Here is an 18,744-nt window from a genome sequence, read left to right as displayed (position 1 = left end):
GGATGAGCACGGCATGCGTTCAGTATCGCTGTGCGGGGTCGCGTTCCGTGGCCGGGGTGGGGTGCCGGGCGGGACTTCGGTGTCCACGGCAGGTACGTTTCCGACCGTGCCCCCACCGCAGAAGACCCTCGGGCGATGCCTGCTGGCCGCCTCCGCCACGCTGCTGTCCCTCGCCGCCACCGCGCCCGCGGCGCTCGCGGCCCCGACGCCCTCGACGAGCCCGTCGGTCACTCCCCCGGCGCTCATGTCGCAGGTGGGCGGCGCCCGGCTCGGGCAGCCGGGGACCCAGGTGGACCTCGCGCCGGGCGTGCCCGTGCTCCCCAAGGACCTCACCGCGCGGTCCTGGATCGTCTCCGACGCCGAGTCCGGCGAGGTCCTCGCCGCGCACGACGCGCACTGGCCGCTGCCTCCGGCGAGCACCCTGAAGATGCTGTTCGCGGACACCCTGCTGCCCCGGTTCCCCAGGACGATGGAGCACAAGGTGGTCCCGTCCGACCTCGCGGGCATGGGCGCCGGTTCGAGCGTGGTCGGGATAAAGGAGAGCCACACCTACTCCGTGCACGACCTGTGGCTCGGGGTCTTCCTGCGCTCGGGGAACGACGCCGTGCACGTGCTGGCCGCTATGAACGGCGGCGTGGACCGGACCGTCGAGGACATGCAGGCCCACGCCGACGAGCTGCAGGCACTGGACACGCACGTGGTCAGCCCGGACGGCTACGACGCGCCGGAGCAGCGGTCCTCGGCGTACGACCTGACGCTGTTCGCCCGTTCCGGGCTGCAGAAGAAGGACTTCCGCGAGTACTGCTCCACCGTGTCGGCGAAGTTCGAGTCCGGGGAGATCCGCAACACCAACCGGCTGCTGAGCGGCGACACGGACGTGCCCGTCTACCAGGGCATCGCCGGGGTGAAGAACGGCAACACCACCGATGCGGGCGCCACCTTCACCGGTGTCGCCGAACGCGACGGCAAGGTGCTGCTGGTCACCGTGATGAACCCGGAGAAGCACGAGCACAACGAGGTCTACAAGGAGACGGCGAAGCTGTTCGACTGGGGATTCCGGGCGGCCGGCAAGGTGCGGCCGGTGGGCGAGCTGGTGCCGCCGAAGAGCGCGCAGTCCACCGCCCAGCCGGGCGCCACCGCCTCCGCGGGGCCGGCGCACCGGACGGGCGGGGCCGGCACGCGGCCGGTGGCGAGCGCGTCGGGCGGGATCGGCTCCACCGGCGTCGGAACCGCGCTGGCCGTCGCGGGCGGGCTGCTGGTGCTGCTCGGGGGCGGGGTCTTCCTGATCAACCGCCGTTGGCCGCTGCCCGATCTGATGCGCCGTCGGACGCGGCCGTGATCTCGGCGTCCTTGCTCGGCGTCGCCGTCCAGGCGGCGCAGAACAGGACGAGTTTCGCGGTGAAGTTGATCCACAGCAGCAGGGCCACGGGCACGCCGAACGCGCCGTACATGCTCTTCGAGGCGACTCCCTGGATGTAGCCGCTGAGCAGCAGCTTCAGCAGTTCGAAGCCGACGGCCCCGGTCAGCGCGGCCACCAGCAGCCGGCGGCGCGGGGGTTCGGTGCCGGGCAGCAGGGTCAGCACGTAGAGCAGGAGCAGGAAGTCGGCGACCACGGCCACGGCGAACGCGATGATCTGCAGCAGGACGTGCCCCCAGCCCGCCCGGTCGAGGCCGAGGCCGTCGCTGAGCCGGCCCACCATCGCCGAGGCCACGGTGGAGATGGCGAGGGTGGCGACGACCGCGCCGCCGAGGCCGAGCAGGATGCCCGCGTCCTTGGCCTTGGCGAGGAACGGGTTCTCCTCGCCGTCGGGCAGCTCCCACACCGCGCGCAGGCAGTCGCGCACCTGGCCCACCCAGCCCATGCCGGTGAAGAGCAGCAGGGCGCCGGCGATGATCCCGACGGTGCCGGCGTTCTCCACCAGGGAGTTGATGTCGAGCTGATCGGAGATGCCGGGGATCTGGTCGGCGATCCTGTCCTGCACGTTCCTCTGCTGCGACTGGCTGAGCGTGGCCGCGGTGAGGGTGGCGGCCAGCGTCAGCAGCGGGAACAGTGCGACGAAGCTGACGAAGGTCATCGCCGCGGCCAGTCGCGTCCACTTCACCCGGTCCAGGCGCTCGTAGGAACGCCAGGCGTGCGTGGTCATCAGCCGGGTGACGATCGGGCCGATCCCGGGGAGCTTCTTCAGCCAGTCCATGCTGCGTCTCTGCCCGCGCCACCGGGACCCGATGTACGGCCGACAACGACACTATTGAGTGACATCCCATTAATCACCCGTTCCGCCGAGCGGAGTTATGTTCTCTGACCGATCGCCCATTGACGGACGATACGGTCACCGGCATGCCCGACCTCGAACCCCTCCCCCGGTCCCTGCTCGTCCTCGGCGGCACCTCCGAGATCGCGCTCGCCACCGTGCGCCGCCTGATCGCCCGCGGCGCACGGACCGTCCGGCTGGCGGGCCGGCCCTCTCCCGGCCTGGAACGGGCGGCCGAGGACCTGCGCGCGCTGGGCGCCGACGTCCACACCCTCGCCTTCGACGCGCTCGACCCCGAGTCCCACGAGCCGGTCCTCGGCAAGGTGTTCGCCGAGGGCGACATCGATCTGGTGCTGCTGGCCTTCGGCGTCCTCGGCGACCAGGCCCACGACGAACGCGACCCGTTGCGCGCCGTCCAGGTGGCGCAGACCAACTACACCGGAGCCGTGTCGGCGGGCCTGGTGGCGGCCCGCGCGCTGCAGACCCAGGGCCACGGCACGCTGGTGGTACTCTCCTCGATCGCCGGCGAGCGCGCCCGCCGGGTGGACTTCATCTACGGCTCCAGCAAGGCCGGGCTCGACACCTTCGCGCAGGGCCTCGGCGACGCGCTGTACGGCACCGGCGTGCACGTCATGGTCGTACGCCCCGGCTTCGTCGTCACCCGCACGACGGCCGCCCTGCCCAGGGCGCCGTTCGCCACCACCCCCGAGGCGGTCGCCACGGCGGTGGAACTGGGCCTGCGCCGCCGTTCGGAGACGGTCTGGGTGCCGGGCTTCCTGCGGCTGGTGATGGCGGTGCTGCGGCACGCGCCGCGGACGGTGTTCCGCCGGCTGCCCCTCTGAGGCAGGTGGAGACGGCGGCTACCGGCTGGCGATCGTGCCGCGGTCCATGTGGCCCGCCTGCGGCGGCACCACGGATCCACCGAACGGGTACTCCCGGAGCTTGCGCCACACCCCGTCGGCGCCCTGCTCGTGCAGCGCGAACCCGGTGCACGGCCACTCGGCCTCGAAGCCGGCCAGCTCCGCGAAGGCGCGGTCCATCGCCGCCTCGTCGATGCCGTGCGCGACCGTGACGTGCGGGTGGTACGGGAACTGCAGCTCGCGCGGCACGGGCCCGGAGGAGTCACGGACCCGCTGCTGCAGCCAGGAGCAGTCCTCGGCGCCCTGGACGACACGCATGTAGACGACCGGTGACAGCGGCCGGAAGGTACCGGTGCCGGACAACCGCATCGGGAACGGCCGCCCGGCCGCCGCGACGGCCCTCAGGTGGGCGTCCACCGCCGGCAGGTCGGCCGCGTCCACCTCGGTCGGCGGCAGCAGGGTGACATGCGAGGGGATGCCGTGAGCCGCGGCGTCGCCGAAGCCCGCGCGCCGCTCCTGGAGCAGGCTGCCGTGAGGCTCCGGGACCGCGATCGACACGCCGATCGTTACGGTCCCCACGTCGTCTCCCCTCGTCGTGTCTGTTTTCTTCTCACCCGTCGGATATCGACTGTACGGCCACGGGTGTCCCGTGGGCAGGCGCGGCGGCAGTGATGTGCAGCGCTCCGCCCGCTCGGGTGCCCGTGCGGCCGTGCGCCCCGGTGCCGCTCAGTGCTTCGCCGGCAGGAAACCCACGCGGTCGTACGCCTGCGCGAGGGTCTCGGCGGCCACGGCCCGTGCCTTCTCCGCGCCCTTGGCCAGCACCGAGTCGAGCGTCTCGGGGTCCTCCAGGTACTGCTGGGTGCGCTCCCGGAACGGCGTCACGAACTCCACCATGGCGTCGGCGAGGTCCGTCTTGAGCGCGCCGTACATCTTGCCCTCGTAGTCCTTCTCCAGCTCCTGGACCGAGCGGCCGGTGAGGGTGGAGAAGATGGTGAGGAGGTTGGAGACGCCCGGCTTGTTCTCGGTGTCGTAGCGGATCACCGTGTCGGTGTCGGTGACCGCGCTCTTGACCTTCTTCGCCGTCGCCTTGGGCTCGTCCAGCAGGTTGATCAGGCCCTTGGGGGTGGAGGCGGACTTGCTCATCTTGACCGCCGGGTCCTGCAGGTCGTAGATCTTCGCCGTCTCCTTGAGGATGTACGGCTTCGGGACGGTGAAGGTCTGGCCGTACCGCCCGTTGAACCGGTCCGCGAGGTCGCGGGTCAGCTCGATGTGCTGGCGCTGGTCCTCACCCACCGGCACCTCGTTGGCCTGGTACAGCAGGATGTCCGCGACCTGCAGGACCGGGTACGTGAACAGGCCGACGGAGGCGCGGTCGGCACCCTGCTTGGCGGACTTGTCCTTGAACTGGGTCATGCGCGAGGCCTCGCCGAAACCGGTGAGGCAGTTCATGACCCAGGCGAGCTGGGCGTGCTCGGGGACGTGGCTCTGCACGAACAGCGTGCACCGGTCCGGGTCGAGACCGGCGGCCAGCAACTGCGCGGCGGCCAGCCGGGTGTTGGCCCGGAGCTGGGCCGGTTCCTGCGGAACGGTGATCGCGTGCAGGTCGACGACCATGTAGAACGCGTCGTGGGACTCCTGCAGGGCCACCCACTGGCGGACGGCGCCGAGGTAGTTGCCGAGGTGGAACGAGCCCGCGGTGGGCTGGATTCCGGAGAGCACGCGAGGTCGGTCAGTGGCCATGTTCACCATTCTCTCAGGTAACGGGGGGCGATCCGGTACCGGTGGGAAACAGGTGGGGCGCGATCCGTTCCGTGCGGTGTGACGAGGGGCGGGACACGGGAACGGGCACCGACGGGCGCGGCGGCCCGGCGTGGTGCCGGGCCGCCGCGCGGGAAGCCTCGTCGGGGGCCGGCCGGCCGCCGCCGCGGGTCAGCCGAGGTCGACCTCCGGGTACAGCGGGAAGCCCGCGACCAGGTCGGTCGCCCGGTGCGAGATCTCGTCCGCGATCTTGGGGTCGAGGACGTGCTGGGCCTTGGAGGGGGCACCGGACTTGGTCGTACCGGGCTCGGTGGTGGTGAGCACCCGGTCGATGAGGCCGGCCACCTCGTCCATCTCGGCGGTGCCGAGGCCCCGGGTGGTCAGCGCGGGGGTGCCGACGCGGATGCCGGAGGTGTACCAGGCGCCGTTCGGGTCGGCCGGGATGGCGTTGCGGTTGGTGACGATGCCGGCGTCCAGCAGGGCCGCCTCGGCCTGCCGGCCGGTGAGGCCGTAGGAGCCGGCCACGTCGATCAGGTTGAGGTGGTTGTCCGTGCCGCCGGTGACCAGGGTGGCGCCGCGGCGGGTGAGGCCCTCGGCGAGGGCGCGGGAGTTGTCGACGATGCGCCGGGCGTAGTCCTGGAAGGAGGGCCGGCGGGCCTCCGCGAGCGCGACGGCCTTCGCGGCCATCACGTGCGGCAGCGGGCCGCCGAGCACCATCGGGCAGCCGCGGTCGACCTGGTCCTTCAGGGAGTCGTCGCACAGCACCATGCCGCCGCGCGGGCCGCGCAGGGACTTGTGCGTGGTCGTGGTGACGATCTGGGCGTGCGGGACCGGGTCGAAGTCGCCGGTCAGGACCTTGCCGGCGACCAGGCCCGCGAAGTGGGCCATGTCGACCATCAGGGTCGCCCCGACCTCGTCGGCGATCTCCCGCATGATCCGGAAGTTCACCAGACGCGGGTAGGCGGAGTAGCCGGCGACGAGGATCAGCGGCTTGAACTCGCGGGCCTGGGCGCGCAGCGCCTCGTAGTCGATGAGACCGGTGGCCGGGTCGGTGCCGTAGGAGCGCTGGTCGAACATCTTGCCCGAGATGTTCGGGCGGAAGCCGTGGGTGAGGTGACCGCCGGCGTCCAGGGACATGCCGAGCATGCGCTGGTTGCCGAAGGCCTGGCGCAGCTCCGCCCAGTCGGCCTCGGTGAGGTCGTTGACCTGGCGGGCGCCGGTCTTCTCCAGGAACGGCACCTCGACGCGGTCGGCGAGGACGGCCCAGAAGGCGACGAGGTTGGCGTCGATGCCGGAGTGCGGCTGGACGTAGGCGTGCCGGGCGCCGAACAGCTCCCGGGCGTGCTCGGCGGCCAGCGACTCGACCGTGTCGACGTTGCGGCAGCCGGCGTAGAAGCGGCGGCCGACGGTGCCCTCGGCGTACTTGTCGCTGAACCAGTTGCCCATCGCCAGCAGCGTGGCCGGGGATGCGTAGTTCTCGGAGGCGATCAGCTTGAGCATCGCGCGCTGGTCGGTGACCTCCTGGCCGATGGCGTCGGCGACCCGCGGTTCGACCGTGCGGATGACGTCGAGTGCGGCGCGGAAGGCCGTGGACTCGGTGGAGAGGGACTTCTGCTCTGGCATGGGGACCTCCGGACGGCGTGCGTTCAGCGTTCACGTTCGGCCCAGGCGCACGGCACTGTTTCCCGTTCGGGCCGCTCCCCGATGGTCCGTCCCATCCCTGCGCGCCAGTCACGACCCGCTGATCAGCCTACCGGGCGCGCCGGAACGGGGAGATCCCGCGTCCACCATGCGAGCGGGGATAGGAAGGGGGCCACCGTCGTGTCCGGGAGAGTCACCGTCGTATCCGGGAGAGGCCGTGCCCACTGCTGAAGACCTCATCGCCGCCGCCGACGCGCACAGCGCGCCCACCTACCATCCGCTGCCGGTCGTCGTGGCCGCGGCCGACGGCGCCTGGCTGACGGACGTGGCGGGGCGCCGGTACCTGGACCTGCTGGCCGGGTACTCGGCGCTGAACTTCGGGCACCGCAACCGGCGCCTCGTCGAGGCGGCCGAGCGGCAGCTCGCGCGGGTGACGCTGACGTCCCGCGCCTTCCACCACGACCGGTTCGCAGCCTTCTGCACCGAGCTGGCCGAGCTGTGCGGCATGGAGATGGTGCTGCCCATGAACACCGGCACGGAGGCCGTGGAGAGCGCGGTGAAGACGGCCCGGAAGTGGGGGTACCGGGTGAAGGGGGTGCCCGCGGAGATGGCGAAGGTGGTGGTCGCGGGCGGCAACTTCCACGGGCGGACGACGACGGTGATCAGCTTCTCGACCGATCCGGAGGCCCGGGCGGACTTCGGGCCTTACACGCCGGGGTTCGAGATCGTGCCGTACGGGGATCTGACCGCGATGCGGCGGGCGCTGACCGAGAACACCGTCGCCGTGCTGCTGGAGCCGATCCAGGGCGAGTCGGGGGTGATCGTGCCGCCGGCCGGCTATCTGGCCGGGGTGCGGGAGCTGACCCGGGAGCGGAACGTGCTCTTCGTCGCCGACGAGATCCAGTCGGGTCTCGGGCGGACCGGGCGGACCTTCGCGTGCGAGCACGAGGGGGTGGTGCCTGACGTGTACGTGCTGGGCAAGGCGCTGGGCGGCGGGATCCTGCCGGTGTCGGCGGTGGTGTCGAGCGCGGCGGTGCTCGGTGTCTTCCGGCCGGGCGAGCACGGCTCGACGTTCGGCGGGAACCCGCTGGCCTGCGCGGTGGCGCTGGAGGTGATCGCGATGCTGCGGACCGGCGAGTACCAGGCGCGCGCGGCCGAGCTGGGCGAGCGGCTGCACCGGCGGCTGCGCGGGCTGCTCGGCGCGGGCCCGGTGACGGCGGTGCGGGGGCGCGGGCTGTGGGCGGGCGTGGACATCGCCCCGCGGGCCGGCACCGCGCGTCAGGTGTCGGAGCGGCTGATGGAGCGGGGTGTGCTGGTGAAGGACACCCACGGCTCGACCGTCCGGATCTCGCCGCCGCTGGTGATCACCGAGCAGGACCTGGACTGGGGTGTCGAACAGCTGGAGGCCGTGTTGGCGGGCTAGGGGCCGTCCCTAGAGGATCACGTGCGGCAGGAAGCGGGCGTATCCGTCGGTGACCAGGCCCGAGGACTCGCGGATGCCCAGGCCGGCCGGTTCGTCCCGGACGGTCCAGGCGCCGAGGACGACGTGGTTGCCGTCGAAGGCGGGCAGCGGGGCCAGCTGCTGGTAGCAGCAGGGTTCGTCGCGTACGGCCGCGGGCGCCCCCGGCGCGTGCACGGTGACGCCCTCGCCCTCGCGGCCCAGCAGGGGCTTGGCCACGTAGCCGGTGGTCCGGGCGAGGTCGCGCGGGCCGTCGAGATGGGCGGGCAGCAGGTTCGGGTGGCCCGGGTACAGCTCCCAGAGGACGGCCAGCAGGGCCTTGTTGCTCAGCAGCATCTTCCAGGCGGGCTCGATCCACAGGGTGGTGCCGCTGCCGCCGCCGTTGTCGAGGGTGTCGAGGACGTGCCCGGCGAACGCGTCGGTGGTGAGCCACTCCCAGGGGTACAGCTTGAAGACGGCGCGGATGAACCGGAGCCCGTTGTCCACGAACCGGCCGGAGAGGGTGTCCCAGCCGATCTCCTCCATGGAGATCCAGTCGGTGGTGAGTCCGGCCTGCTCGGCGGTCTCCTTCAGATAGGCGACCGTCATCAGGTCCTCGCCGAGTTCGTCGGCCGAGGAGTGCGCGAAGTGCAGCGGGCTGCCCGGCGGGAGCAGCGCGGCCTGCTCGCGCCAGGCGTCGACCAGGCGCTCGTGCAGGGAGTTCCACTGGTCGGCGCCGGGGAAGCGCTCCTCCATCCAGAACCACTGCGGCGACGCGGCCTCGACCAGCGAGGTGGGGGTGTCCGCGTTGTACTCCAGCAGTTCCGCCGGGCCGGTGCCGTCGTAGCGGAGGTCGAACCGCCCGTAGACGGTGGGGAGTTCGGCACGGCGGTGCCAGGCCTCGGTGACGGCCGCGACGATCCGCGGGTCGGTGATGCCGAGGTCGGCGAAACGGTCCTCGCCCACGATGTGCGCGGCGGCGGCCAGGCACATGCGGTGCAGTTCCGCCACGGTCTCCTCCAGCGCCTCGACCTCGTCCAGGGTGAGGACGTAGTAGGCGCTCTCGTCCCAGTAGGGGCGCAGGGTCCCGTCGGGGTGCCGGGTGAGCGGGTAGACGAGCCCCTGTTCCTCGACGGTCCGCTGCCAGTCGGGGCGGGGGGTGATGGTTCGGCGTTCCATGGGTGTGTGCCGGTCAGCCGCCGGAGCCGCCCTTGCCGCCGCCGAAGCCGCCGCGGTGCACCCCGCTGCCGCCCGAGGAGCCGCCCGAGCCCTTGCTCGGCCTGGTGAAGGAACCTCCGGAGACCCAGGAGCCCTTCTTCTTGCCGCCGTAGTACCAGGAGCTGTTCATCGGGACCTTGGCGGACTTGCAGTTCTTGTCGGAGACGACCTTGTAGCCCGTGCCGAGGCGGTAGCTGTCCCGGTCGACGCAGCGCTTGTCCGGGGCGGAGGAACAGGCGGTCAGAGCGGCGGCGAGCAGACCCATGCCGCCGAGGACGACCGTGGTGGAGCGCAGTTGCGCGCGCGTGTTCGCCATGTGGTGTCTCCCCCGTGTGCGGTGCGGTGTGCGGTGGTCAGCCTAGGCGGGGGTGCGCGGGTTCCCGCAAGGGGCCCCGCGATCTCGCCCTCGCCTAGAGTCGGTTCGTGCTGTTCGGAATGGTGTGCGCCCTGGGCGCGGCGGTCTGCTTCGGTACCGCGACGGTGTTGCAGGCGATGGCCGCGCGGGAGGCCGGTACGGGCGGGGGCGGCGAGGTCGCCCTGCTGCTGCGGGCCCTGCGGCGGTGGCGGTACCTGGCCGGTCTCGCGCTGGACGGTCTCGGCTTCCTGTTCCAGATCGCGGCGCTGCGCTCGATCCCGATCTACGCGGTGAGCGCGGCGCTGGCCTCCAGCCTGGCGGTGACGGCGGTGGTCGCGGCGCGCCTGCTGGGGACGCGGCTCAGCGGCACCGAGTGGGGCGCGGTGGGTGTGGTGTGCGCCGGGCTCGCGATGCTGGGCCTGGCGTCCGGGCCGGAGGGCGAGGAGGGCGGTTCGCCCGCCCTGAAGTGGACGATGCTCGCGACGGCGGCCGGCATGGCGGTGCTCGCCCTGCTGGGCGGGCGGCTGTCGGGGCGGATGCGGGCCCTCGTGCTGGGGCTGGGCGCGGGTTTCGGGTTCGGGGTGGTGGAGGTGGCGGTCCGGCTGATCGACTCACCGCGGCCGGCCGGGCTGCTCACGAATCCGGCGTCCTACGCCCTCCTGATCGGCGGCGGCGCCGCCTTCGTGCTGCTGACCTCGGCGCTGCAGCGCGGCTCGGTGACGACCGCGACGGCCGGCATGGTGATCGGCGAGACGATCGGCCCGGCGGCGGTGGGCGTCGTCTGGCTCGGCGACCGCACCCGGGAGGGCCTGGGCTGGCTGGCGGCCCTCGGGTTCGCGGTGGCGGTGGCGGGGGCGCTGGCACTGGCCCGGTTCGGGGAGGCGCCGGCCGTGGCGGCGGAGGAGGGGTGAGCCCGCCGCCGGGCGGGACCGTGAGCAGGCCCGGAAGCAGTCGTGGAGTGCGCCCGGCGGGGACGGAGGAGCCTTCACCTCACGGCAGTGCCCGGCACAGGGCCTCCAGCGCGCCCGCCCACGCGCTGTCCGACGGCGTCCCGTACCCGACGACCAGCGCGTCGGCCGGTTCGGCGACGGCTTCGGGGTGCCGGTGGAAGGCCAGGCCGTGCAGGGCCAGGCCCTGCCAGGTCGCGGCCTGCACGACCGACTGTTCGCTGCCCGGCGGCAGCCGCAGCACCGCGTGCAGGCCGGCCGCGATCCCGGTGACCCGGACACCGGGCGCGCGCTCGGCGACCGCGGCGGCGAGGGCGTCACGGCGGCGCCGGTAGCGCAGCCGGGCGGAGCGGACGTGCCGGTCGTAGGCGCCGGAGGTGAGGAACTCGGCCAGGGTGAGCTGGTCCAGCACGCCCACGGTGTCGATCCGGCCCTTGGCCGCGGCCGCCTCCTCCACCAGCGAGGGCGGCAGGACCATCCAGCCCAGCCTGAGGCCGGGGGCGAGGGACTTGCTGGTGGTGCCGAGGTGGACGACCCGGCCGGGGTCCAGGCCCTGGAGGGCGCCGACGGGCTGGCGGTCGTAGCGGAACTCGCCGTCGTAGTCGTCCTCCAGGACCAGGGCGCCGGTGCGCCGCGCCCACTCGACCACCGCCGTCCGCCGGTCGGGGTGCAGGGCGGTGCCCATGGGGAACTGGTGCGCGGGCGTGAGGAGTACGGCGCCCTCGCCGGTCAACGCCCCGGTGTCGGTGCCCAGTTCGTCGTACGGCAGGGCGGGCGTGGCGAGACCCGCGTCGCGCAGCAGGCTCCAGTGGGCGTCGAGCCCGTAGGACTCCACCGCCACCGCCCGCACCCCGCGGGCCCGCAGCAGCGTGCCGAGGACGCGCAGGGCGTGCGAGAAGCCGGCGGTGACCAGGATCGTCTCGGGGTCGGTGCGGACGCCGCGGACGCGGGCGAGGTAGCCGGCGAGGGCGGTGCGCAGTTCGGGGCGGCCGCGCGGGTCGCCGTAGCCGAGGGCGTCGGAGGGGGCGGTGGCCAGGGCACGGCGGGCGGCCCGGAGCCACTCGGCGCGCGGGAACGCGGCGAGGTCGGGAGTGCCGGGTACGAGGCTGTACGCCGGGCTGCCCGGCGGCCGGCGCCGGGGCGCGTCCGCCGCCGGCGGGATCACCGCCCGCTCCGCCACCCGTGTGCCGGAGCCCTGGCGGGCGGTGAGCCAGCCCTCGGCGACCAGGTCGGCGTAGGCCTCGGCGACCGTGTTGCGGGCGATGCCGAGATCACCGGCGAGGGAGCGGGAGGACGGCAGCCGGGTGCCGGGGGCGAGGCGGCCGGTGCGGACCGCGTCCCGCAGCGCGTCGGTCAGGCCGCGGCGCAGGCCGCCGGTGCCGGCCGGTTCCAGATGGAGGTCGACGCCCAGATTGGCCCATGAATTCGCCATGGAAATGGACCATACTCCTGGGCTGCCCGGCTCCTAGGGTCGAACCATGAGCAGCACACAGGAAACCGTCGAGTACGCCACCGAACACGCCCCGCGCCTGGAGTGGGCCCGCCACGCGCCCGAGGTCTACAAGGCGATGGTCCGACTGGACACCGCCGCCAGGCAGGGCCTGGACCCCAAGCTGTACGAGCTGGTGAAGATCCGCGCCTCCCAGCTCAACCACTGCGCCTTCTGCCTCGACATGCACACCAAGGACGCGCTCGCGGCGGGCGAGAGCGTGGAGCGGATCGTGCAGCTCAGCGCGTGGGAGGAGTCCCGGCACTTCTACACGGAGAAGGAGCTGGCGGCGATCGAGCTGACCGAGGCGGTCACCGTGCTGACCGAGGGCTTCGTCCCGGACGAGGTGTACGAGCGGGCGGCCAAGCAGTTCGAGGAGGCCGAGCTGGCCCGGTTGATCGCCGCGATCACGGTGATCAACGCGTGGAACCGCTTCGGCGTGACGACCCGGATGACCCCCGGCCACTACCAGCCGGGACAGCACGGGTGAGCCGCCCCGGCGGGTGTTCGCCGGCCGTGGGCGGGGCGGACCTGTTCCGCGCGCTGCACCGCCGGCGCCCCCAGGGCGACCCGCTCGTGCTCCCCGGCCCGTGGGACGCGGCGAGCGCCCGGGCGTGCGTGGACGCCGGGTTCCCGGCGCTGGCCACCCCCAGCGCCGGGGTCGCCGCCTCCCTCGGCCACGAGGACGGCGCGACACCCGCCGACGAGATGTTCGCGGCGGTGGCCCGGATCGCGCGGGCGGTGGACGTGCCGGTGTCGGCGGACGTCGAGGGCGGGTACGGGCTCGCGCCGAAGGAGCTGGTGGAGCGTCTGCTGGAGGCGGGCGCGGTGGGATGCAACCTCGAGGACTCGGGAGCGGGGGGTGTCCTCAAGGATCCGCACGAGCACGCCGAGTACCTCGCCGAGATCCGCTCGGCCGCCGCCGACCGGCTGTTCGTCAACGCCCGCATCGACACGTTCGTCCACGGCGACGGCGATCCGGAGCAGGCCATCGCCCGGGCCGCGCTGTACGTGGCGGCGGGCGCGGACTGCGTGTACCCGATCCTCGCGCCGGCCGATGTGCTGCCCCTGCTGCGGTCGGGCATCCAGGGCCCGCTCAACATGCTGGCCCGGCTGGACGGCGAGGGCCCCTCGCCCGCCGTGCTCGGCGGACTCGGGGCCACTCGCGTCACGTTCGGTCCGGGACTCCAGCGACGGGCCGCGGCCGCGCTGGGCGAGATCGTCGCCGGACTGCGCTGAGCCGGCTCAGGACAGCCACTTCTTCCAGACGGACGGGTGGCTGTCCACCCACTTCTTCGCCGCGTCCTGCGGACTCATCTTCTGGTCGGCGATCATCAGGGAGACCTCGTTCTGGTCCTCGGTCGTCCACTTGAACTTCTTCAGGAAGGCCGCCGCCTCGCCACCGGACTTCGCGAAGCCGGAGTTGAGGTACTTCTGCAGCGGGGTGTGCGGATAGGCGCAGGTGATCTTGTCCGTGTCCGCGTCGCAGCCCTCCTTGTACGGCGGCAGCTTCACCTCCGTCATGGGGACCTTCTTGAACAGCCACTGCGGCGCGTACCAGTACGTCAGGAAGGGCTTCTTCTCCTTGGCGAACTGCTTCATCTGCGTGATCTGCGCCGCCTCGGAACCGGCGAAGACGACCTGGTAGTCGAGCTTCAGGTTCTTCACCAGCGCCTTGTCGTTGGTGACGTAGGACGGGGAGCCGTCCATGAGCTGGCCCTTGCCGCCGCTCTCCGCGGTGCGGAAGAGGGAGGCGTACTTGTTCAGGTTGTGCCAGTCGGTGATGTCCGGGTGCTGCTTGACCAGGTAGGTGGGGACGTACCAGCCGATGTGCCCGGTCACCCCGAGGCCGCCGCCCGGCGCGATCGTCTTCTTGTCGTCGACGTACCGCTTCTCCTGGTCCGGGTGGCCCCAGTCCTCCAGGATGGCGTCGACCCGGCCCTGGCTGAGCGCGTCCCAGGCGGGCACCTCGTCGACCTGGACGGTGTCGACGCGGTAGCCCAGCTTGTGCTCCAGCAGGTACTGGGCGACGGCCACGTTGGACTGGGCGCCCACCCAGGACTGCACGGACAGGGTGACGGTCTTCGCGCCCTGGGCGTTCGCGAACGGCGAGGTCTGCTTGGTCATGTCGGCGGCGCCGCAGCCGGTGAGCAGTGACAGGGCCGCTGCTCCGGCGGCGATCATCGCCGGCCTGTGTGTGAGCTTCATGGTCAGGCCCCCTTCGTCGTACGGCGTTCGGTGGGCTGGGTCACCCGGTCGAGCATCAGGCCGAGGCAGACGATGGCGGCACCGGCCACCAGACCGGTCGCGAGGTCGCCCTGGGCGAGGCCGAAGACCACGTCGTAACCGAGCGCACCGCCACCGACCAGGCCGCCGACGACGACCACGGCGAGCACCAGCACCAGGCACTGGTTGACCGCGAGCAGGATGGCCGGCCGGGCCAGGGGCAGTTGCACCTGACGCAGTTGCTGCGAGGTGGTGGCCCCCATCGACCGCGCGGACTCCAGGGCCGCCGGGTCGACCTGCCGCAGTCCCTGGCTCGTGATCCGGACGACCGCGGGCAGGGCGTAGACCACGGCAGCGGCGGCGGCGGGCGCGCGGCCCACACCGAACAGCGCCACCACCGGAATCAGGTAGACGAACTGCGGCATGGTCTGGAAGACGTCCAGCACCGGCCGCAGCATCCGTTCCGTCCGTGCGCTGCGGGCGGTCGCGATCGCCACCGCGAATCCGATCACCAGGGTGACCACCACCGCCGCGAGCACCTGGGACAGGGTGTCCAGCGAGGGCTTCCAGACTCCGAGCACGCCGATCGCCGCCGTCGCGAGGACGGCCGTCAGGGCCGTGCGCCAGGTACCGATCAGCCAGGCCGCGGCGGCGACGATCAGCAGCAGGGCCCACCAGGGCAGCCACCACAGACCGGCCCGGATCGGGTCGAGCACCCAGGTGGTGAAGTGAGCGGCCCAGTCCGCGGTGCCACCGACGACGGGCACACCCGTGTAGAGGTGATCGACCATCCAGTCCTTGGCCGTGTTGACCGGTCCCGCGATCTCCGTGACCCACGAGTCCGGCCAGTTCAGGGCTCCGGTCAGGTGCCCCGCCACGACCACGGCGACCAGTACGGCGGCGGGCACCGCCCAGCGGGCCTTGCCACCGCCGTGCTCGGCCCCCGTGCCCATGTGTTCGCCGGCGGCGGCGGTGATGCGGTCCAGGACGACGGCCAGCAGCACGATCGGGATACCGGCTGCCAGCGCGGCACCGACATCGACGGAGGCCAGCGCCTGGTAGACACGGTCACCGAGACCACCCGCACCGATCAGGGACGCGATGACGGCCATCGACAGGGCCATCATGATCGCCTGGTTGACGCCGAGCATGATCTCCTTGCGGGCCAGCGGTATGCGCGCGGTCAGCAGCCGCTGGCGGCGGGTCGCGCCGAGCGACTCGGCCGCCTCCAGCACGCCGCCGTCGGCGTGGCGCAGTCCGAGCGCCGTCAACCGGGCCATCGGCGGGGCGGCGTAGATCACGGTGGCCAGCACGGCGGCGGGCACACCGATGCCGAAGATCAGCACGACCGGCAGCAGGTAGGCGAAGGCCGGGAGTACCTGCATGGTGTCCAGCACCGGCCGGAGCGCGCCGTTGACGCGGTCCGACAGGCCGGCCCCGAGACCGAGCAGGACGCCCACCACGACGGAGGCGAGCACCGCGACCACCATCAGGGCGAGCGTCTGCATGGTCGGCACCCACATGCCGAGGACACCGCAGGCGAGAAGCGCGACGACGGTGCCGAGCGCGAGGCGTACACCGGCCGTGCGCCAGGCCACGAGCGCGGCCAGCGCGGTGACTCCCGCCCAGCCGATGCCGAGCAGCATCAGGTAGACGGCACGGACCGAGAGCACGACGGCGTTGCTGATGTACCCGAAGAAGTACGTGAACAGGGGACTGCTGTCGCGGTTGTCGATGATCCAGTCACTGGTCCGGGCCAGTGGGGCGGACACGTCCACGGTCAGGGCATGCGGCCAGGTGCCCGCGCCCCACCGCGCCGTGACCAGCGGGCCCAGGACGGCCGCGACGAGCGCGAGGACGAGGAGTTTGCGGACGGCGGGGCGCGCGAGCACCTCCAGCGGGCCGACACGCGGAGTGGGGACGGAGACGGTACTCACTCAGACCGCCTCCTTGAACTGCTCCGTCCCGGCCACGACACCGAGAAGGCGCTCGTGGTCCACGACGCCCGTGCAGCGTCCTTCCTCGACCACGCAGGCCGCCCTGCCGCTGTCGGCGACGACCTTGATCGCGTCGGCCACGACGGTGTCCGGGGCGAGCGCGCCCGGGTGCTCCGTGCCGCCGCAGTCCCCCGGGCGCATGGCGGTGCGCACGGTCATGACCTGCTCGCGCGGGACGTCCTTGACGAATTCGCGTACGTAGTCGTCGGCGGGCGAGCCGACGATCTCCTCGGGAGTACCGAGCTGCACCACACGGCCGTCGCGCATGAGCGCGATGCGGTCGCCGACGCGCAGCGCCTCGCTCAGGTCGTGGGTGATGAAGACCATGGTGCGTCCCTCCTCGTGGTGCAGGCGGATGACCTCCTCCTGCATGTCCCGCCGGATCAGCGGGTCGAGGGCGCTGAAGGGCTCGTCGAAGAGCAGCACCTCCGGGTCGACGGCGAGGGCGCGGGCCAGTCCCACGCGCTGCTGCTGGCCCCCGGAGAGCTGGTCGGGCCGGCGCTGCTCCATGCCCTCCAGCCCGACCTTGGCGACGATCTCCGCCGCGCGTTCGCGCCGCTCGGCCTTGCCCACACCCTGGATCTCCAGGCCGTAGGCGACGTTGTCGAGGACGGTGCGGTGCGGCAGCAGACCGAAGTGCTGGAAGACCATGGCGGCCCGGTGACGGCGCAGCTCGCGCAGTCTGACCTTGTCCATGGCGCGCACGTCCTCGCCGTCGATGACGATGGTTCCGGCGGTGGGCTCTATGAGCCGGGTCAGACAGCGCACGAGGGTGGACTTGCCGGAGCCGGACAGCCCCATGACCACGAAGACCTCGCCCTTGCGCACGTCGAAGGAGACGTCCCGCACGGCGGCCGTGCAGCCGGTGCGCGAGCGCAGGTCGGCGGTGCCGAGGCTGCTGAGTTCCGGGTCGCCCGGGACGCGGTCGGCCTTGGGGCCGAACACCTTCCACAGTCCTTCGACCGAGAAGACGGGGGCGTCGGTGGTGGGCGGCTTACGGGTGGGAACGGTGAGCGTCATCGCGCGTCACCTCCGATCAGATCGACGGCCTTCTCCCCGACCATGAGCACCCCGATCATCGGGTTGACCGCCGTCATGGTCGGGAAGACGGAGGCGTCTGCGATACGGATGCCGTCGAGGCCGCGCACGCGCAGCTCCGGGTCGACGACGGCGAGCGGGTCCTCGGCGGAGCCCATGCGGCAGGTGCCGGCCGGGTGGTACACGGTGTGCGCGACCTTGCGGGCGTACTCGCTCAGTTCGGCGTCGCCCTGCACCTCGGGTCCGGGGCAGACCTCGCGCTTGAGCCAGCCGGCCAGCGGCTCGGCCTTGGCGATCTCGCGGGCGATGCGGATGCCGTCGACCAGGGTCCGCGCGTCGTAGTCGTCCTCGTCGGTGAAGTAGCGGAAGTCCAGGGCGGGCTTCACGGACGGGTCGGCGCTGGTGAGGTAGAGGCGGCCGCGGCTCTTCGGCTTGGGGATGTTCGGGGTCATCGAGACGCCGAACTCCGGCCGCTCGTAGCCCAGTCGCTCCGGATTGTCGGTGAAGGGGATCTGGTAGAAGTGGAACATCAGGTCCGGGCCCTGGTGTTCGGGGTCGCGGCGCACGAACAGGCCCGCGTCGGAGTCCATCGCGGAGTTCTCCGGGATCGGCCCGTTCGTCTCCCAGACGATCACCGACTCGGGGTGGTCGAGCAGGTTCTCGCCGACACCGGGCAGGTCGTGCGCGACGGGTATGCCGAGCGCCTGAAGGTCCTCGCGCGGGCCGATGCCGGAGTGCATCAGCAGTCGGGGCGAGTCGACGGCGCCCGCGCACAGCACGACCTCGTTGCGGGCCCGTATCAGCAGTTCCTCGCCGTCCTTGGTGCGCACGTGCACGCCCTCGGCGCGGGTGCCGTCCAGTTCCAGCCGGTACGCCCAGGTCTCCAGCAGGACGTGCAGGTTGGGGCGTTCGTCCATGACGGGGTGCAGGTACGCCACCGACGCGGAGGAGCGCTTGTTGTTCTCGGGGTGGTAGGCGAGGTCGAAGAAGCCGACGCCCTCGGTGAACGGCTTCTTGTTGAAGCCCTCGACGCGCGGGACGTCGAGCGCGCTCTGCGCGGCGTCGACGAAGTCGCGGGCGATGGCGTTGCGGTCCTTCTCGTCGACGGAGACGATGTTGTTCTTCAGGCGGGCGAAGTACGCCTCCATGGGCACGGCGCCCCAGCCCTTGGCGCCGGCCGCCTCCCACTCGTCCCAGTCGGACGGGAGCGGCTTGAAGGAGATGAGGGTGTTGTGGGAGGAGCAGCCGCCCAGCACCCGGGCCCGGCTGTGCCGGATGTGCGAGTTGCCGCGGGGCTGTTCGGTGGTCGGGTAGTCGTAGTCGAGTTCACCGCCGAGCAGGCCCATCCAGCGGCGCAGCGTCAGCACGTCGTCGCGGCCGACGTCGCTGGGGCCGCCCTCGATGACGGCGACGGTCACGTCCGGGTTCTCCGTGAGCCGCGAGGCGATGACGGAACCGGCTGTTCCGCCGCCGATGACGACGTAGTCGAATTCGTGGGTGTGATCGGGCATCGGGTGGTTACTCC

17 protein-coding genes and 1 riboswitch are annotated in these 18,744 nt (G+C 72.2%); of the genes, 6 read left to right on the top strand and 11 right to left on the bottom strand.

Annotated elements, in window-relative coordinates; genetic code table 11:
• Positions 1–106 precede the first annotated feature (106 nt).
• Positions 107–1,339 carry a D-alanyl-D-alanine carboxypeptidase family protein gene (locus ACWCPN_RS21205; protein ID WP_451208294.1) on the top strand — a complete coding sequence of 411 codons (1,233 nt, stop codon included), beginning with the start codon at positions 107–109 and terminating at the stop codon, positions 1,337–1,339.
• Here the strand turns inward: ACWCPN_RS21205 and ACWCPN_RS21200 are convergent.
• Positions 1,287–2,195, bottom strand: a complete 909-nt coding sequence (locus tag ACWCPN_RS21200; protein ID WP_451208291.1) for a YihY/virulence factor BrkB family protein — start codon at positions 2,193–2,195, stop codon at positions 1,287–1,289. The genes ACWCPN_RS21205 and ACWCPN_RS21200 overlap by 53 nt on opposite strands.
• 143 nt (positions 2,196–2,338) lie before the next feature.
• Here ACWCPN_RS21200 and ACWCPN_RS21195 point away from each other — a divergent pair, with 143 nt between their 5' ends.
• Positions 2,339–3,094, top strand: coding sequence for a decaprenylphospho-beta-D-erythro-pentofuranosid-2-ulose 2-reductase (locus ACWCPN_RS21195; RefSeq protein WP_451208288.1), 756 nt, complete (start codon positions 2,339–2,341; stop codon positions 3,092–3,094).
• An 18-nt stretch (positions 3,095–3,112) separates the two neighbouring features.
• On the opposite strand, the gene ACWCPN_RS21190 is transcribed toward ACWCPN_RS21195, so the two are convergent.
• From ACWCPN_RS21190 to ACWCPN_RS21180, 3 genes are all read right to left on the bottom strand, one after another.
• Positions 3,113–3,691 carry a 2'-5' RNA ligase family protein gene (locus tag ACWCPN_RS21190; protein ID WP_451208285.1) on the bottom strand — a complete coding sequence of 193 codons (579 nt, stop codon included), beginning with the start codon at positions 3,689–3,691 and terminating at the stop codon, positions 3,113–3,115.
• 147 nt (positions 3,692–3,838) lie between these two features.
• The gene (trpS, locus tag ACWCPN_RS21185) at positions 3,839–4,852 is read right to left on the bottom strand and encodes a tryptophan--tRNA ligase (protein WP_451208283.1); all 1,014 of its coding nucleotides are present in this window, start codon (positions 4,850–4,852) and stop codon (positions 3,839–3,841) included.
• A 189-nt stretch (positions 4,853–5,041) separates the two neighbouring features.
• Entirely contained in the window at positions 5,042–6,493 is a 1,452-nt protein-coding gene (locus ACWCPN_RS21180) for a glycine hydroxymethyltransferase (protein WP_451208280.1), read from the bottom strand.
• Between the two features lie 32 nt (positions 6,494–6,525).
• Positions 6,526–6,615, bottom strand: a riboswitch (ZMP/ZTP riboswitch).
• 113 nt (positions 6,616–6,728) lie between these two features.
• On the opposite strand from ACWCPN_RS21180, the gene rocD reads away from it, so the two are divergent.
• Complete coding sequence (rocD, locus tag ACWCPN_RS21175) at positions 6,729–7,934, top strand: ornithine--oxo-acid transaminase (RefSeq protein WP_451208277.1); 1,206 nt, start codon at positions 6,729–6,731, stop codon at positions 7,932–7,934.
• A gap of 9 nt (positions 7,935–7,943) precedes the next feature.
• On the opposite strand, the gene ACWCPN_RS21170 is transcribed toward rocD, so the two are convergent.
• Positions 7,944–9,128, bottom strand: a complete 1,185-nt coding sequence (locus tag ACWCPN_RS21170; RefSeq protein ID WP_451208274.1) for a glutathionylspermidine synthase family protein — start codon at positions 9,126–9,128, stop codon at positions 7,944–7,946.
• A 13-nt stretch (positions 9,129–9,141) separates the two neighbouring features.
• Positions 9,142–9,483: a hypothetical protein gene (locus ACWCPN_RS21165; protein ID WP_451208271.1), complete on the bottom strand. Its 342-nt coding sequence runs from the start codon at positions 9,481–9,483 to the stop codon at positions 9,142–9,144.
• 119 nt (positions 9,484–9,602) lie between these two features.
• Here ACWCPN_RS21165 and ACWCPN_RS21160 point away from each other — a divergent pair, with 119 nt between their 5' ends.
• Positions 9,603–10,433 carry a DMT family transporter gene (locus ACWCPN_RS21160; RefSeq protein WP_451208681.1) on the top strand — a complete coding sequence of 277 codons (831 nt, stop codon included), beginning with the start codon at positions 9,603–9,605 and terminating at the stop codon, positions 10,431–10,433.
• 79 nt (positions 10,434–10,512) lie between these two features.
• Here ACWCPN_RS21160 and pdxR read toward each other — a convergent pair whose 3' ends face one another.
• The gene (gene pdxR / locus ACWCPN_RS21155) at positions 10,513–11,901 is read right to left on the bottom strand and encodes a MocR-like pyridoxine biosynthesis transcription factor PdxR (protein ID WP_451208269.1); all 1,389 of its coding nucleotides are present in this window, start codon (positions 11,899–11,901) and stop codon (positions 10,513–10,515) included.
• Between the two features lie 46 nt (positions 11,902–11,947).
• Here pdxR and ACWCPN_RS21150 point away from each other — a divergent pair, with 46 nt between their 5' ends.
• Both ACWCPN_RS21150 and ACWCPN_RS21145 read left to right on the top strand, forming a co-directional pair.
• The gene (locus ACWCPN_RS21150; protein WP_451208267.1) at positions 11,948–12,448 is read left to right on the top strand and encodes a carboxymuconolactone decarboxylase family protein; all 501 of its coding nucleotides are present in this window, start codon (positions 11,948–11,950) and stop codon (positions 12,446–12,448) included.
• Between the two features lie 26 nt (positions 12,449–12,474).
• Entirely contained in the window at positions 12,475–13,197 is a 723-nt protein-coding gene (locus tag ACWCPN_RS21145; RefSeq protein ID WP_451208264.1) for an isocitrate lyase/PEP mutase family protein, read from the top strand.
• 6 nt (positions 13,198–13,203) lie between these two features.
• On the opposite strand, the gene ACWCPN_RS21140 is transcribed toward ACWCPN_RS21145, so the two are convergent.
• Genes ACWCPN_RS21140 through ACWCPN_RS21125 form a run of 4 tightly spaced genes read right to left on the bottom strand, consistent with a single transcriptional unit; the run spans position 13,204 to position 18,730 of the window.
• Complete coding sequence (locus ACWCPN_RS21140) at positions 13,204–14,166, bottom strand: ABC transporter substrate-binding protein (RefSeq protein ID WP_451208262.1); 963 nt, start codon at positions 14,164–14,166, stop codon at positions 13,204–13,206.
• Between the two features lie 2 nt (positions 14,167–14,168).
• Entirely contained in the window at positions 14,169–16,121 is a 1,953-nt protein-coding gene (locus tag ACWCPN_RS21135) for an ABC transporter permease subunit (RefSeq protein WP_451208259.1), read from the bottom strand.
• Positions 16,122–17,201, bottom strand: a complete 1,080-nt coding sequence (locus tag ACWCPN_RS21130; protein ID WP_451208256.1) for a quaternary amine ABC transporter ATP-binding protein — start codon at positions 17,199–17,201, stop codon at positions 16,122–16,124.
• Positions 17,198–18,730: a GMC family oxidoreductase gene (locus ACWCPN_RS21125; protein ID WP_451208253.1), complete on the bottom strand. Its 1,533-nt coding sequence runs from the start codon at positions 18,728–18,730 to the stop codon at positions 17,198–17,200. Before ACWCPN_RS21125 ends, ACWCPN_RS21130 begins: the two co-directional genes overlap by 4 nt.
• Between the last annotated feature and the right edge of the window lie 14 nt (positions 18,731–18,744).

It is taken from the genome of Streptomyces sp. NPDC002386 (genome assembly GCF_053593175.1).
Note: the sequence above shows the minus strand (reverse complement) of the source record. Positions and strands in the feature narration are given on the sequence as shown.